Here is a 14,499-nt window from a genome sequence, read left to right on the forward strand (position 1 = left end):
GAACCGAACCCGCCACCGTCCCGCGCCGCTGTGCCGTCCGCCGGAGGTCCGTATGCGCGCCCTCGTCGCCGCCGTCGCGGGGCTCGCCGCCCGTGTACGCCGTCGTCCTGCTGGGCCTGGCGCTGCACCTGGAGGCCCGTGGCCGCCGCTCCGCGAGGTCCGGCCCCGTCCCGGCGGCGGAGCGGGAGCAGGTCACCGCCCGAGCCGCGCGTTGGTGTGCCGGGTCGGCTCGGCCGCAGCGGGGTCCTCGGGCCACGGATGCTTGGGATACCGGCCGCGCAGCTCGGCCCGTACGCCCTTGTAGCCGTCCTTCCAGAAGGAGGCGAGGTCGGCGGTGACGGCGGCGGGCCGGCCGGCCGGGGACAGCAGATGCACCAGCAGGGGCACCCCGGCCACCCGTGGCGACTCCTGGAGCCCGAACATCTCCTGGAGTTTCACCGCGAGCACCGGCTGTCCGGGGTCGGAGTAGTCGATCCGGATCGCGGACCCGCTGGGCACGGTGATCCGCTCGGGGGCGAGTTCGTCCAGGCGGGCAGCCTCCCCGGACGCCCACGGCAGCAACCGGCCCAGGGCCTGCCCGGCGTCGATCCGGGCCAGGTCGGCCCGGCGCCGGGCGCGGCTCAGCTCAGGCTCCAGCCACTCCTGCACGCGCGCGTGCAGCGCGTCGTCGGACACGTCGGGCCAGGGTTCGCCGGCCTGTCGGTGCACGAACGCGAGTCGCTGCCGCAGCACGGCCGCCCCGGCCGGCCACCGCAGCAGCCCGAACCCCTCCCGCCGCAGCCCGTCCAGCAGCGCGGCCCGTACGAGCGCGGGCTCCGCGTCGGTACGGGGCCGTACGGCCAGTTCGACGGCCCCCAGCCGCTCGACCCGCCGGGCGATGACTTCCCCGTCGGCCCAGTGGACCTCCTCGCGTGTCTCCAGCAGGGCGCCGGCCGCCCACCGCGCGGTGCCCTCGTCGACGACCGCGCCGAGCTGCACACGCGCGTGCCCCCGTCCCACGGGCCGGTCGGCCGCGGCGACCGCGATCCAGGGCGCGCCGCGCAGCCCGGTGCCCGCCCCGGCCTCGGCCCGCGTCCCGGACACCATCAGATACGAACCGCCGTCCGCGCGGGCGATCCGCTCGGGGAACGCGAGCGCGGCCACCAGCCCCACCCGCGCGTCCACCTCGTCCACGCGCGGCAGGCCGCCGCCCGTCTGTGAGGAGCCCCGCGAGGAGCCCCGTGCGGAGACGTCCTGGGCGAGCGCGCGCAGCCGGCGCACCTCGGTGCGCCACCGCTGTGCGTAGGCGTCGTCCCCGCGCCGCGCGGTGCGCAACGCGCCGGCGAGATCGTCCCCGTAGCTCCGCGGCGCCTCCTCGCCGATCAGCGCGACCACCTCGGCGGCGAGCGCGGGGCCCACGGCCGCCGCCGCGTCCAGCAGGGCACGCCCGAGCCGGGGATGCAGGCCCAGCCGGGCGAGCCGTGTGCCCCGCTCCGTGGCCCGCCCGTCGGCGCCGACGGCCCCGATCGCGGTCAGGACGGCCCTGGCCGCCGCCATCGCCCCGGCCGGGGGCGGATCGAGCAGGGCGAGCCCGGAGGCGTCCGGATCGCCCCAGCAGGCCGCCTGGAGCGCGAACGCCGTCAGGTCGGCCACCTTGATCTCGGGGGAGGGGAACCGCGGCAGCCGGGCGTCCTCCGCCTCCGCCCAGCACCGGTACACCGCACCCGGCGCCTCACGCCCGGCCCGACCCGCCCGCTGCCGGCCCGCCGCCTGCGAGGCCCGTACCGTCGTCAGAGCGCTCAGCCCGCGCGCGTGGTCGACGCGGGGCTCACGCGCGAGGCCCGCGTCCACGACCACCCGCACCCCCGGCACCGTCAGCGACGACTCCGCCACCGAGGTCGCCAGCACCACGCGGCGCCGCCGGCCGGGCGCCAGCACCGCGTCCTGCACCGCGGCCGGCGCCCGCCCGTGCACCTGGAGCACCTCGACGTCCGGGAGCGTCCCCAGCTGCGCGGCGACCCGGGCGATCTCGCCCACGCCCGGCAGGAACACCAGGACGTCCCCGTCCCGCTCGGCCAGCGCCCGCCGCACCACCGACGCCACATGCGTCAGCAGCGCCGGGTCGACCCGCATACCGTGCGGCGGCCGCACCGGACGCGGGGGCGGCGTCCACACCACCTCCACCGGGTGCGCCGTGCCGCGCGCCTCGACGACGGGCGCGTCGCCCAGCAGCCGTGCCCAGCCCGCCGCGTCGGTCGTCGCCGACGCGGCCACCAGACGCAGCTCCGGCCGCAACGTCTCGCGCACGTCCCACAGGAACGCCGCAGCCGTGTCCGCGTCCAGATGCCGCTCGTGGCACTCGTCGAGCACCACGACGTCCACACCGGTCAGCTCCTGGTCGCGTTGCAGCCGCTGAAGGAGCACGCCGGTCGTGACGACCTCCACGCGCGTGTGCCGGCCGGTCACCCGCTCCCCGCGCACCGTGAAGCCGACCGACTCGCCGGGCTTCTCGCCCAGCAGCCAGGCCATCCGCCGGGCCGCCGCGCGCGCCGCGATCCGCCGCGGCTCGGCGACCACGACCCGCCGCGCGGGGCCGTCGCCGGTCAGCCCCGCCAGCACCAGCGGCACCAGGGTCGTCTTTCCGGTGCCGGGCGGCGCGACGAGGACGGCGGTGCCACGCTCCTGAAGGGCGTCGGCCAGCGGGGGAAGCGCCTCGCGTACGGGGAGGGCGTCCAGGGCGTCGTGACGGATCACGCACTCAGTCCCGTACGCACACGAAGATCGCCGTTCCCGGGATCAGACGGCCGCGCAGCGGGGACCAGCCGCCCCACTCGGAGCTGTTCCACTCCGGCCACTGAGGCTCCACCAGGTCCACCAGCCGGAAGCCCGAGGCGGCGACGTCGCGGACCCGGTCGCCCAGCGTCCTGTGGTGCTCGACGTACACCGCGCGGCCCTGCTCGTCCTCCTCCACATAGGGCGTGCGGTCGAAGTACGACCCGGAGACGCTCAGCCCTTCCGGACCGGGCTCGTCCGGGAACGCCCAACGGATGGGATGCGTAACGGAGAAGACGAACCGGCCGCCGGGCCGCAGCACCCGGTGCACCTCGCGCAGCACGAGCCGCGGGTCGGCGACGAAGGGCAGCGCCCCGTACGCCGAGCAGGCCAGGTCGAAGGAACCGTTCGCGAACGGCAGCACGCCCGCGTCCGCGCACACCAGCGGGAACGCGCCCCCGATGCGCAGCGCGTGCTGCAGCTGCCGGTGCGAGATGTCCAGGGCCACCGGGCGCGCGCCCTGCGCGGCCAGCCAGCGCGAGCACTGGGCCGCGCCGGCGCCGAGCTCCAGGACGGCGCGGTCCTTCAGCTCCTCCGGCGGGCCGAGCAGCTCGGCCTCCACCTCGTCCAGGCCCTCGGGGCACCACACGAAGCGGTCGTCGCCGAGGAACGTGCCGTGCTCGACCTGGTACTCGTCCGCGTTGCGGTCCCACCAGCCCCGGTTGGCGCGGGCGCTCTCGGTGATGCCGGCGTCCCGTCGGGTCGCCTCGGGTTCGGGACCTTCGGGCTCTTGGATGATCGGCTCCATCGTCGTACTCTTCCGTCCAGTCGCCCCGGCTGTCGCCACAGGGGCGCGGTGTCCTGCAATGGCGGGTTTCCGCGTGGCCTCACGGTGGCATCTGACGTGCGGCTCTACCCCCGAACGGGGGAATTGTGCCGGTTATGCGGCGATCCACCCCGGGTGGGGGGCTTCGCGCATTGACCCTGCCCGGCTGCACCCGTATGCTACAAGTTGCGCTGCGAGCCTGCGCACCTCAGACGTAGCAGGCTGCGCTCGCATCTGTTGTATGTCCCCTCGGTTGTCGAGGCGCCACCGGGCACCCGGTGTCTGGAACGGCGCTTCCTAGGCTGTCCGGCTTCTGCAGAGCGAAACGGGCTCCGGCGTAGCAGTATCTACGACTCACTGTCCGTACCGGAGCCCTTTCCCACATGACGAGCAGCACCGAGACCACCGCCACCACCCCGCAGGTTGCGGTCAACGACATCGGTAACGAGGAAGCCTTCCTCGCCGCGATCGACGAGACGATCAAGTACTTCAACGACGGCGACATCGTCGACGGCGTCATCGTGAAGGTCGACCGGGACGAGGTCCTGCTCGACATCGGTTACAAGACCGAAGGTGTCATCCCGAGCCGCGAGCTCTCGATCAAGCACGACGTCGACCCCAACGAGGTCGTCGCCGTCGGTGACGAGATCGAAGCCCTTGTTCTCCAGAAGGAGGACAAGGAAGGCCGCCTGATCCTCTCGAAGAAGCGCGCCCAGTACGAGCGCGCCTGGGGCACCATCGAGAAGATCAAGGAAGAGGACGGCATCGTCACCGGTACCGTCATCGAGGTCGTCAAGGGTGGTCTCATCCTCGACATCGGCCTCCGCGGCTTCCTCCCGGCCTCCCTGGTCGAGATGCGCCGCGTCCGCGACCTTCAGCCCTACGTGGGCAAGGAGCTCGAGGCGAAGATCATCGAGCTGGACAAGAACCGCAACAACGTGGTCCTGTCCCGCCGTGCCTGGCTGGAGCAGACCCAGTCCGAGGTCCGCCAGACGTTCCTCACCACCCTCCAGAAGGGTCAGGTGCGTTCCGGCGTCGTCTCCTCGATCGTCAACTTCGGTGCCTTCGTGGACCTGGGTGGCGTCGACGGCCTGGTGCACGTGTCCGAGCTGTCCTGGAAGCACATCGACCACCCCTCCGAGGTCGTCGAGGTCGGTCAGGAAGTCACCGTCGAGGTCCTCGACGTCGACATGGACCGCGAGCGTGTCTCCCTGTCGCTGAAGGCGACCCAGGAAGACCCGTGGCAGCAGTTCGCCCGCACCCACCAGATCGGCCAGGTCGTGCCCGGCAAGGTCACGAAGCTGGTTCCGTTCGGTGCGTTCGTCCGCGTGGACGAGGGCATCGAGGGTCTGGTCCACATCTCCGAGCTGGCCGAGCGCCACGTGGAGATCCCGGAGCAGGTCGTCCAGGTCAACGACGAGATCTTCGTCAAGGTCATCGACATCGACCTCGAGCGCCGCCGCATCAGCCTCTCGCTGAAGCAGGCCAACGAGGCCTTCGGTGCCGACCCGTCGGCGGTCGAGTTCGACCCGACCCTGTACGGCATGGCCGCGTCCTACGACGACCAGGGCAACTACATCTACCCCGAGGGCTTCGACCCCGAGACCAACGACTGGCTCGAGGGCTACGAGACCCAGCGCGAGGTGTGGGAGACCCAGTACGCCGAGGCGCAGACCCGCTTCGAGCAGCACCAGGCGCAGGTCATCAAGTCCCGCGAGGCGGACGAGAAGGCTGCTGCCGAGGGTGTCGACACCGCGGGTGCGGCTCCGGCCGCGTCCGGTGGTGGCGGCGGTTCGTACTCCTCCGAGGGCGCCGACAACTCCGGCGCCCTGGCCTCGGACGAGGCGCTGGCCGCGCTGCGCGAGAAGCTGGCCGGCGGCCAGAGCTGAACCGCAGCATGCTGAGCGGTAACCACTGAGCGCGAGCTCTTGGGCCGAGGGCCCGCACCCCACCGGGGTGCGGGCCCTCGGCACGTCCCGACCCGGTTCCGGCTGTTCAGCCGGCCGGTGACGGTGCCCGGGCCGGCGTCGGAGGGCGGTGCTCCACGTGAAGTCCCGTGAGAACAAGGGCGTTCGAAGGTGAACTCCGGGAATGCCGGTGCCGCGCGTCACGTTGTCCACTAGGAAACACGAGGAGGGGCGGTCACTGTGCTTGATCCGCAGGGTTTGTACGCATGGGAGCCGAAGGGGCTGGCTGTCGTCGACATGGCGCTCGCCCAGGAATCGGCCGGTCTTGTCATGCTCTACCACTTCGACGGATACATCGACGCGGGCGAGACCGGAGACCAGATCGCCGAGCGGCTGCTCGACTCGCTGCCCCACCAGGTCGTCGCCCGGTTCGACCACGACCGGCTCGTCGACTACCGGGCCCGTCGCCCTCTGCTGACCTTCACCCGCGACCGCTGGACCGACTACGAGGTGCCCACGCTCGAGGTGCGGCTGGTCCAGGACGCCACCGGAGCGCCGTTCCTCCTGCTGTCCGGGCCGGAGCCGGATGTGGAGTGGGAGAGGTTCGCCGCCGCGGTGCGGCAGATCGTGGAGCGGCTCGGCGTCCGCCTGGCGGTGAACTTCCACGGCATCCCCATGGGCGTCCCGCACACCCGCCCCGTGGGCATCACCCCGCATGGAAACCGCACCGACCTCGTCCCGGCCCACAGCAGCCCCTTCGAGGAGGCGCAGGTGCCCGGCAGCGTCGAGGCCCTCATCGAGTACCGGCTCATGCAGGCCGGACACGACGTGCTCGGAGTCGCCGCGCACGTGCCGCACTACATCGCCCGCTCCACGTACCCGGACGCGGCGCTGACCGTCCTGGAGACCATCACGGCCGCCACCGGCCTGGTCCTGCCCGGTGTGGCGCACTCCCTGCGGACCGACGCCCACCGCACCCAGACCGAGATCGACCGCCAGGTGCAGGAGGGCGACGAGGAACTCACGGCCCTCATCCAGGGCCTCGAGCACCAGTACGACGCCGCCGCGGGTGCCGAAACCCGGGGCAACATGCTCGCCGAGCCGGTGGAGATCCCGTCGGCGGACGAGATCGGGCTCGAGTTCGAGCGGTTCCTGGCGGAGCGCGAAGGCGACATCTGAGGCGGCTGGGGCGCCGGCCCCGTCGGTCCGGCGCCACGTACCGGTCCGCCCGGCGTGCTGCCGGCGCCAGGCCCTAAGCTTTCGGACATGCTGACGGTGGGACTGACTGGTGGGATCGGTGCCGGCAAGAGCGAGGTGTCCCGGCTGCTCGTCGAGTGCGGCGCCGTACTGATCGACGCGGATCGCATCGCGCGCGAGGTCGTCGCACCGGGGACACCCGGTCTCACGGCGGTTGTGGCGGCCTTCGGTGAGGAGATCCTCACCGAGGACGGCATCCTGGACCGGCCGAGGCTCGGCGCGGTCGTCTTCGCCGACGCGGGGAAGCTCGCCCTCCTCAACTCGATCGTCCACCCCCTGGTGGGCGCCCGCTCCCGAGAGCTGGAGGAAGCCGCCGCCGAGGACGCCGTCGTCGTCCACGACGTACCCCTCCTCACGGAGAACGGCCTCGCGTCCCTCTACGACCTCGTGATCGTGGTCGACGCGAGCGCCGAGACCCGGCTCGAGCGACTCGTCGGCCGGCGCGGCATGAGCGAGGAGGACGCCCGCGCGCGGATGGCCGCCCAGGCGACGCGCGAGCAGCGCCGGGAGATCGCGGACATCGTCATCGACAACGATGTGCCCCTGGACGAGCTGGCACGGCGAGTGAAGGACGTATGGGCCGAGCTCGTGCGCCGGGCGGGGGCGGACCGGCGGCCCGCGCAGGAATAGGGGCCCTCACCCGGGGCGTTGAACCGGTTCGGCAAGGGAAGGATGCAGCTGTGCCCGAGAGCAGTGGTTCGACCGGACGTACGCCGGAGACGCATGTCATCGACTTCCGTGCCGCTGAGCAACTGCTCGCCTCGCGGGACCCGCGGGGTGCGGTGAAGCTGCTCGACGGGGTCATCGACGCGTATCCGGAGAACACGGCCGCGCGGTTGCTGCGCGCGCGTGCGTTCTTCGCGGCGGCCCAGCTGCGCCCCGCGGAGCTCGAGTTCTCCATCGTCCTGGAGCGCGAACCGGACAACGCCTTCGCGCACTTCGCGCTCGCCCGCACCTACCAGCGGCAGAGCCGGCCCGACCCCGCCAGGCGCCACTTCCGACTGGCCGCCGCCCTGGACCCGAACCCGGAGTACCTGAAGGCCGCGCGCTTCGACGACAGCTGAGCGGGCGGCCGGGACGGCAGCCGGGCGGGCAGCAGGGACGGCATCCGAGCGGGTCCGCGCCGCTCCCCGATCACGATCCCGGTCCCGGTCACGGCGTCTGCCGGGTCACAGGTCCTGGTCCGCCGGTCACAGCGTGTCCCTCGGCGGTTCGTACGGGGGCACGTCGCGGCCCGGCTGGTAGTGAGCCCCCTGACGGAGGTGCCGGACGATCACGATCAGGTCGATGGTGACGACCAGCCACAGCAGCGCGCAGACGAGCGCCCAGCCCGGATACCCGGTGAGCGCGAACGCCACCGTCCCGAAGACCGTCCAGACCTCGCCCCACACGCTCAGCCAGAACCGCATGCGCAGCGCACTGCGCGCGGTCCTCGGCTCACTGCCCGTACGCATCGCATCACCACCACTCCCCTCCTCACGGTACTCCGGGCTGCCGGGGACGGCCCGCGCGTCCCCCGAAGGCCGGCCGTCACTCGGTCGAGTGAACCGGGGGGCAGTGGGAACGGGCTTGCGGATCCGGTCCGTTGGACGGGCATGAAGCTGAAAATGCGTGAAGGGTACGAGGGGACGGGCCCCGGGGCGATCACCCCGGACGGCTGCGCGGTGGAGCTGTACTCGCGGCTGCCCCTCGGGGACGAGCCGGACATCATCGCCGACGCCGTGCCGGCGGGCGCGAGGATCCTGGAACTGGGCAGCGGCGTGGGCAGGATGACCCACGCACTGCTGGAGCGCGGATTCACGGTCACGGCCGTGGACGAGTCCGCCGAGATGCTGGAGCGCGTGCGCGGGGCGCGAACCATATGCGGCCCCATAGAGAAGCTGCGGCTGGACGAGACGTTCGACGTGGTGCTGCTCGCCTCGTTCCTGGTGCACGCGGGCGACGCGGAGGTGCGGCGGGGACTGCTGCGCACCTGCGTGCGGCATCTGGCGAAGGGAGGGCGCGTACTGATCCAGCGGGAGGGCGAGGACTACCACACCAACGTGCCGCGCGAGCGGGTGGACCCGGCGGGCTTCACCGCGCGGATCGTGTCGGCCGAGCCGGTCGGCGACGGGGTCGACGCGGTGCACGCGGAGTACGTGTTCCCGGACGCGGTGTGGACACAGACATTCCGGTCACGGCCGCTGACGAAGGAGCAGTTCGAGGAGGCACTGGGGGAGGAGGGCCTGCGCGTGGACCGGTACCTGACGCAGGACGGGATGTGGGTGAGGGCGGTGGCGGCGACCGCGGACTGAGTGGAAACCCCGGAATTTTGCCTGGGCGGCGATGAGTTCGGGGGCGAGGGGTGGTCTACCTCTACGACAGCGACACCGACCGCTTCCCACAGGAGACACCATGTCCGAGCACACCACCCCTGCCGTATCCGCCGCTTCCACCCCGCCCGCGTCCCCCTCCGCGTCCGCCGGTGGGCGGTGGGCCGGTGTCGCGCTGCGCGTCGTACAGGTGGTGCTCGCGCTCTTCTTCGCCTTCGCGAGTGCCCTGCCGAAGCTCATCGCGCACGCGTCGGCCGTCGAGCCCTTCGACGACATGGGCTGGGGCAGCGCGGGAATGTACGCCATCGGCATGCTGGAACTCGCAGGTGCGATCGGCCTGCTGGTCCCGGTGCTGCAGTCGGCGGCCGCGGTCGGGCTGAGCGCGCTGATGGTGGGGGCGTGCGTGGTGCAGATCGTCGTCTTCGACGGTCAGTACGCGGTGACCCCGCTCCTTCTGATGGTGCCGCTCGTGCTCATCGCCTGGGCACGACGGGAGCACAACGCTGATCTGCTGCGGCTGCTGCGGCTGCTGCGCCGCGAGGGATGAGGGAGAGCGGTGCGGCTGGGCCCCGGCATGGCGGGAGTGCCCGCCGGGGTGGTCTCCGGGGCACCCTCAGGTTCGGCCTGGGCTCAGGGACCGTCCCCGGTACCGTGCGTCGCCGGTCGTTCAGGGCCGCCGTCGTTTCTTCGAGCCCGGTTGCCGGCCGCGGCCACCGGGCTCGGCCGGTGCGTCGGGTCGTTCGAGGTCACCGGGGAGGTCAGGGCCGCTCAGGCCGCCCAAGCCGCGGAGGCGTTCCAGTTCGCGGCGGTCGCGCTTGGTCGGGCGGCCCGTGCCGCGGTCCCGGATGCCGGCCGGGGCGACGGCGTCGCGGGGCGGGGGCGGCGGGGAGTTGTCGATGTAGCACTGGACCGCGACCGGGGCGCCCACCCGCTTGCGGATCAGGCGCTTGACGACGACGACCCGTTCCCGGCCCTCGTGCCGCAGGCGCACCTCGTCGCCGACGCGCAGCGAGTGCGCGGGCTTCACCCGCTCGCCGTTCACGCGCACATGACCGCCCCGGCAGGCGGCACCGCCGAGGGAACGGGTCTTGACCAGACGTACGGCCCAGATCCAGCTGTCGGTCCGGACGGTCTCGCCGCTCTTCGGTCCGGCGGCCTCGGCGGCCGCCACAGCGGCGGCGGTCTCCGGGGCCGGGGCGGCTGTCCCGCCCGAGTCGGGGGAGGCCTCGGCAGCGCGCGCGGATGGCGGCGCGGAAGCGGTTTCCCCTGCGGGGGCCGCCTTCTTCGCGGTGTCCCCGCCGCTACGCGTCCTGCCGTACTCCGCACCCTCAGAAGCCATGGTCCCGACTTTAGCCCTCCGGGGCGGCCCGGTGAGAAAGGATTTTGGCCCGCCGCCAGTGAGCCGGCCGAGCGGGCCGGGGAGCCGTCAACGTCGCCCGGTGCTGACACCCGCGGGCGCTCCCTGGTGCCATGAGTCATGGGCCGGCCGGGCGGCCCGTCCTACCGTGGAGCCATGGACCCCAGCGGCCTCCCCGATCCCCCTGACCCCTCCGGCGTACATGACGTGCCGAGCCTCTCCGCTCTCGACCGGCGCGTCGCCGGCTGCCGTGCCTGCCCGCGACTGGTGGACTGGCGGGAGGAGGTCGCCCGTACCAAGCGCGCCGCGTTCGCCGACTGGACGTACTGGGGACGGCCGGTGCCGGGATTCGGGCCGCCGGACGCCCGGCTGCTGATCGTCGGGCTGGCGCCCGCCGCGCACGGCGGCAACCGCACCGGGCGGATGTTCACCGGAGACCGTTCCGGAGATGTGCTGTACGAGGCGCTGTACGACGTCGGGCTCGCCTCGCAGCCCACCTCCACGCACACCGGGGACGGCTTGGAACTGTACGGCGTACGCGTCACCTCACCCGTGCACTGCGCCCCGCCCGCCAACAAACCGACCCCCGCCGAACGGAACACCTGCCGGCCCTGGCTGCTCCAGGAGCTGCGGCTCCTGCGGCCGACGGTGCGGGCCGCGCTCGTCCTCGGCGCCTTCGGATGGCAGGCCGCCCTGCCCGCGTTCGCCGAGGCGGGCTGGACCGTGCCCCGCCCCCGCCCGGCCTTCGCCCACGGCACCCGTGTCACGCTCCCCGCCCCGGACGGGGATGATGACCTGCACCTCTTCGGCTGCTACCACGTCAGCCAGCGCAACACCTTCACCGGCAAGCTCACCCCCGCCATGCTGCGTGAGGTGCTGCGCACGGCGGCCGAAGCGGCGGGAGCACCCACCCGGAAATGAGAGGAGCCCTCGCGACATGAGCACTACGGTGCCCCGATGGGCCTCTATCCGCACATCGAACCGTACGACCGCGGCATGCTCGACGTCGGCAACGGCAACCATGTGTACTGGGAGACCTGCGGGAACCCGCACGGCAAGCCCGCGGTGGTGCTGCACGGCGGCCCGGGCAGTCGCGCGAGCCCCGGTCTCCGCCGCTTCTTCGATCCCGCCGCGTACCGCGTCGTGCTCCTCGACCAGCGAGGCGCCGGACGGTCGACACCGAGCGCGGCCGACCACGCCACCGACATGAGCGTGAACACGACCGCCCATCTCATGGCCGACCTGGAGCGGCTGCGCGCCCACCTGGGCATCGAGCGGTGGCTGGTATGGGGCATCTCCTGGGGATCGGCGCTGGGACTGCGGTACGCGCAGACGCACCCCGGGGTGGTGACCGAGCTGGTGCTGACCGGGGTGGCCACCGGCTCCAACCCCGAGGTGGCCCTTTTGACCCGTGGGCTGGGGAAGATCTTCCCGGAGGCCTTCGAACGCTTCGTCGGCGAACTTCCCGCCGACGAACGTGACGACAACCTCGCCGCCGCCTGCAACAGGCTGCTGGAGTCCCCCGATCCGGAGGTCCGGGAACGGGCCGCACGGGCCTGGACCGACTGGGAGACGGCGATCATCCCCGCGCCGCCGGGCTCGGTCGCGCGCTTCCAGGACCCGGTGTTCCGCAGGGGCTTCGCCCGCACCGTCACCCACTACTGGGGCAACGACCACTTCCTCGGAGAGGGCAACGACGAGGGCGTGGTCCTCCGCGACGCGCATCTGCTGAAGGGCATCCCCGGCACCCTGGTCCAGGGCAGCCTCGACCTCGGCAATCTGCTCGGCATCGTCTGGCGGCTCCAGCTCGCCTGGCCGGACGCCGAGCTGACGGTCGTCGACGAGGCCGGCCACGACGCCGGGGCCGTCGGGGACGACGTACTGGTGGCGGCGACGGACACGTACGCGCGCGCCGACGCTTGACGAGTAAGCGCGGCGGCGGTCTCCCACGGTCAGCCGCCCCACACCTGCCGCACGCCCGCCCGCACCTGTACTTGCCCTACGGCCGCCACACGAACCGCACGTCCGGCTCCCGCTCCTCGTTCCGGCTCCCGTCGGTCCACTCGACGGCCTCGAAACCGTGCCGCTCGTAGAAGCGGTGCGCGGGCCCGTTGACCTGGAAGGTCCACAGGAAAAGGCCCTCGGGGCGGTGCTCCTTGGCCAGGGCGACGAACCGGTCGCCCAGTCCGCGCCCGCGCCACTCGGGGGCGAGGTACAGCTGCGCCAGCTCCTCGTCCTCCAGCACCATCACACCGACGAGGCCCCCGCCCTCCGTCTCCGCCACCCATGTCTCGCGCAGCGGCACGAGGACATGACGGAAGTAGCCGTGCACCTCGTCGTCGGACCGGGGCCGGACCACGCCCGGCAGGGCCGCGGCGAACGACCGCAGCCAGACGCCGGCCGCGGGGGCGGAGTCGGCGGGCAGGGCCCGGCGCAGGTCCACCGCCCGGTCTTCGATGATCACGACTCCGCCGCCGCGTCCGGCACGACGGCCGTCGCGGTGATCTCGACGAGCTGCCCGGGGTAACCGAGGCAGGCCACACCGAGCAGGGTCGACGAGTGCGGCCCGGTACTCAGCCCGGACGCTTCGACGACGTCCCACACGGCGGAGAGCGCGGCGGGCTCACCGCTCACGACGTACACGTCCGTCGACACGACCTGTGACAGGTCGCTTCCCACCGCACGCAACTGCTCCTCGAGGTTGGCCAGCACCTGCTCGGCCTGCCGCACCGGATCCCCCTCCCCGACGAGCTTCCCGTCGGCGTCGAGCGGAACCGACCCGGCGAGAAACGCCAGCTTGGTGCCCGCCTCGACGACGGAGGCATGTGAGTAGAGGGGAGGCGGAAAGAGACCGGGGACGGTGACGCGCTGGATCACGAGGGATCTCCGAATCGAGGCACGGCGGGCGAACTCCCGATCATGCAGGCGCCGAACCCGCTGCCGCACCCGAATTTCCCTTCGCCCGAGCCGAGCCGCACCGGTACCGTCCCCACCGGCCACCCGCGCACCCCTGACTGTCAGGAGACCCAGCAGTGCCCGTGCCCGTGCCCCTGCCCTCCCTCCCGGACCAGGCCTTCCTCGAGATGACCGCCGACCGGCTCGCCGCCCTCCCCGGCGTCCGCGCCGTCACCCTCGGCGGCTCACGCGCCCAGGGCACCGAACGGCCCGACAGCGACTGGGACCTGGCCGTGTACTACCGGGACGCCTTCGACCCCGACGACCTGCGCGCCGTCGGCTGGGAGGGCGAGATGTCCGACATCGGAGGCTGGGGCGGCGGTGTGTTCAACGGCGGCGCCTGGCTGACCATCGACGGCCGCCGGGTCGACGTCCACTACCGCGACCTCGACGTCGTCGAACACGAACTGGCCGAGGCGGAGCAGGGCCGCTTCCGCGTCGAGCCGCTGATGTTCCACCTCGCGGGCATCCCGACGTACCTCCTGGTCGCCGAACTGGCGATCAACCGCACCCTGCGCGGCGAACTGTCCCGCCCCGCTGCCTACCCACCGGCCCTGCGCAAGACCGCCCCGCCCCGCTGGTACGGCACGGCCGCCGCCACCCTCGCCTACGCCAAGGCCGGCCACGCCCCCAAGGGCGCCGTCACCCAGGTCGCGGGAGCCATCGCCGTCGCCGCGACCCAGACCGCGCACGCGGTGATGGCGGCGCGCGGGGAGTGGGTGACGAATGAGAAGGGGCTGGTCGGGCGGGCGGGGCTGACCGACGTGGACGCGCTGGCGGAAGGCCTGACGCGGAGCCCGGACGCTCTCGTCCGGACGGTCGCGGACGCCGAAGCACTGCTGCGCCGGGCCGTGCCCTGCGCGCCGTCGTAGGTGTGGAACTCGTCCAGCACCCCGTACGCGAGCCCCGCGTCCTGCCACAACGGCCGGTCCCCGCCGCGCCGGAGCAGCAGGGCGAGCACCTTGTAGCCGGTGATCAGCACGTCCGGCGGCGAGACGCGCATCTCCTCGCGCCGGGTCAGCACCCGCCGGAAGTCGGTGTCCGGCCGGTCGCCGATGTACAGCCTCGCCGTGACCTGGGCGAGGCCCGGCTCCGCGAGGTACTCGCCGTTCCGCCCCGCCTGGTCGGTGGCGA

Annotated in this window: 15 protein-coding genes; 9 read left to right on the forward strand and 6 right to left on the reverse strand. The window is 72.9% G+C overall.

From position 1 onward, the window contains the following. Positions 1-192: 192 nt before the first annotated feature. Together hrpB and ACFPZI_RS12730 are read right to left on the reverse strand one after the other, a co-directional pair. Entirely contained in the window at positions 193-2,733 is a 2,541-nt protein-coding gene (hrpB, locus tag ACFPZI_RS12725; RefSeq protein ID WP_381362366.1) for an ATP-dependent helicase HrpB, read from the reverse strand. Between the two features lie 4 nt (positions 2,734-2,737). Then, positions 2,738-3,559, reverse strand: coding sequence for a class I SAM-dependent methyltransferase (locus ACFPZI_RS12730; protein WP_381362367.1), 822 nt, complete (start codon positions 3,557-3,559; stop codon positions 2,738-2,740). A 401-nt stretch (positions 3,560-3,960) separates the two neighbouring features. Between ACFPZI_RS12730 and rpsA the strand changes: the two genes are divergently transcribed. The 4 genes from rpsA (at position 3,961) to ACFPZI_RS12750 (ending at position 7,805) form a co-directional block, all read left to right on the forward strand. Next, positions 3,961-5,466: a 30S ribosomal protein S1 gene (gene rpsA / locus ACFPZI_RS12735; RefSeq protein ID WP_381362370.1), complete on the forward strand. Its 1,506-nt coding sequence runs from the start codon at positions 3,961-3,963 to the stop codon at positions 5,464-5,466. 258 nt (positions 5,467-5,724) lie between these two features. Then, a complete protein-coding gene (locus tag ACFPZI_RS12740) occupies positions 5,725-6,663 on the forward strand; it encodes a PAC2 family protein (protein ID WP_381362373.1) in 939 nt (312 codons plus the stop codon). A gap of 87 nt (positions 6,664-6,750) precedes the next feature. Continuing rightward, a complete protein-coding gene (gene coaE, locus ACFPZI_RS12745) occupies positions 6,751-7,371 on the forward strand; it encodes a dephospho-CoA kinase (RefSeq protein WP_381362375.1) in 621 nt (206 codons plus the stop codon). Between the two features lie 50 nt (positions 7,372-7,421). After that, positions 7,422-7,805 (forward strand): tetratricopeptide repeat protein, encoded by a 384-nt coding sequence (locus ACFPZI_RS12750; RefSeq protein ID WP_381362378.1) that lies wholly within the window; start codon positions 7,422-7,424, stop codon positions 7,803-7,805. 126 nt (positions 7,806-7,931) lie between these two features. Here ACFPZI_RS12750 and ACFPZI_RS12755 read toward each other — a convergent pair whose 3' ends face one another. Next, the gene (locus ACFPZI_RS12755; RefSeq protein WP_381362381.1) at positions 7,932-8,195 is read right to left on the reverse strand and encodes a DUF6343 family protein; all 264 of its coding nucleotides are present in this window, start codon (positions 8,193-8,195) and stop codon (positions 7,932-7,934) included. A gap of 141 nt (positions 8,196-8,336) precedes the next feature. Between ACFPZI_RS12755 and ACFPZI_RS12760 the strand changes: the two genes are divergently transcribed. Next, positions 8,337-9,035: a class I SAM-dependent methyltransferase gene (locus tag ACFPZI_RS12760; RefSeq protein WP_381362382.1), complete on the forward strand. Its 699-nt coding sequence runs from the start codon at positions 8,337-8,339 to the stop codon at positions 9,033-9,035. 100 nt (positions 9,036-9,135) lie between these two features. Further along, complete coding sequence (locus ACFPZI_RS12765) at positions 9,136-9,600, forward strand: DoxX family protein (protein ID WP_381362385.1); 465 nt, start codon at positions 9,136-9,138, stop codon at positions 9,598-9,600. Between the two features lie 120 nt (positions 9,601-9,720). On the opposite strand, the gene ACFPZI_RS12770 is transcribed toward ACFPZI_RS12765, so the two are convergent. Continuing rightward, entirely contained in the window at positions 9,721-10,392 is a 672-nt protein-coding gene (locus tag ACFPZI_RS12770; RefSeq protein ID WP_381362388.1) for an RNA-binding S4 domain-containing protein, read from the reverse strand. Positions 10,393-10,566: 174 nt separating this feature from the next. Here ACFPZI_RS12770 and ACFPZI_RS12775 point away from each other — a divergent pair, with 174 nt between their 5' ends. Together ACFPZI_RS12775 and pip are read left to right on the forward strand one after the other, a co-directional pair. Beyond that, on the forward strand, positions 10,567-11,331 hold the full coding sequence (locus ACFPZI_RS12775) for a uracil-DNA glycosylase (RefSeq protein WP_381362391.1): 765 nt from the start codon (positions 10,567-10,569) through the stop codon (positions 11,329-11,331). A 36-nt stretch (positions 11,332-11,367) separates the two neighbouring features. Next, positions 11,368-12,333 carry a prolyl aminopeptidase gene (pip, locus tag ACFPZI_RS12780; protein WP_381362394.1) on the forward strand — a complete coding sequence of 322 codons (966 nt, stop codon included), beginning with the start codon at positions 11,368-11,370 and terminating at the stop codon, positions 12,331-12,333. Positions 12,334-12,409: 76 nt separating this feature from the next. Here the strand turns inward: pip and ACFPZI_RS12785 are convergent, their stop codons facing one another. Together ACFPZI_RS12785 and ACFPZI_RS12790 are read right to left on the reverse strand one after the other, a co-directional pair. Next, entirely contained in the window at positions 12,410-12,874 is a 465-nt protein-coding gene (locus tag ACFPZI_RS12785) for a GNAT family N-acetyltransferase (RefSeq protein WP_381362397.1), read from the reverse strand. Beyond that, positions 12,871-13,287 (reverse strand): RidA family protein, encoded by a 417-nt coding sequence (locus ACFPZI_RS12790; protein ID WP_381362400.1) that lies wholly within the window; start codon positions 13,285-13,287, stop codon positions 12,871-12,873. The genes ACFPZI_RS12785 and ACFPZI_RS12790 overlap by 4 nt, the downstream gene beginning before the upstream one ends. A gap of 206 nt (positions 13,288-13,493) precedes the next feature. Here ACFPZI_RS12790 and ACFPZI_RS12795 point away from each other — a divergent pair, with 206 nt between their 5' ends. Then, a complete protein-coding gene (locus ACFPZI_RS12795) occupies positions 13,494-14,237 on the forward strand; it encodes a nucleotidyltransferase domain-containing protein (protein WP_381362938.1) in 744 nt (247 codons plus the stop codon). The last annotated feature ends 262 nt before the right edge of the window (positions 14,238-14,499 follow it).

The sequence above is a fragment of the Streptomyces chlorus genome (genome assembly GCF_042655885.1).
GTDB lineage: Bacteria > Actinomycetota > Actinomycetes > Streptomycetales > Streptomycetaceae > Streptomyces > Streptomyces chlorus.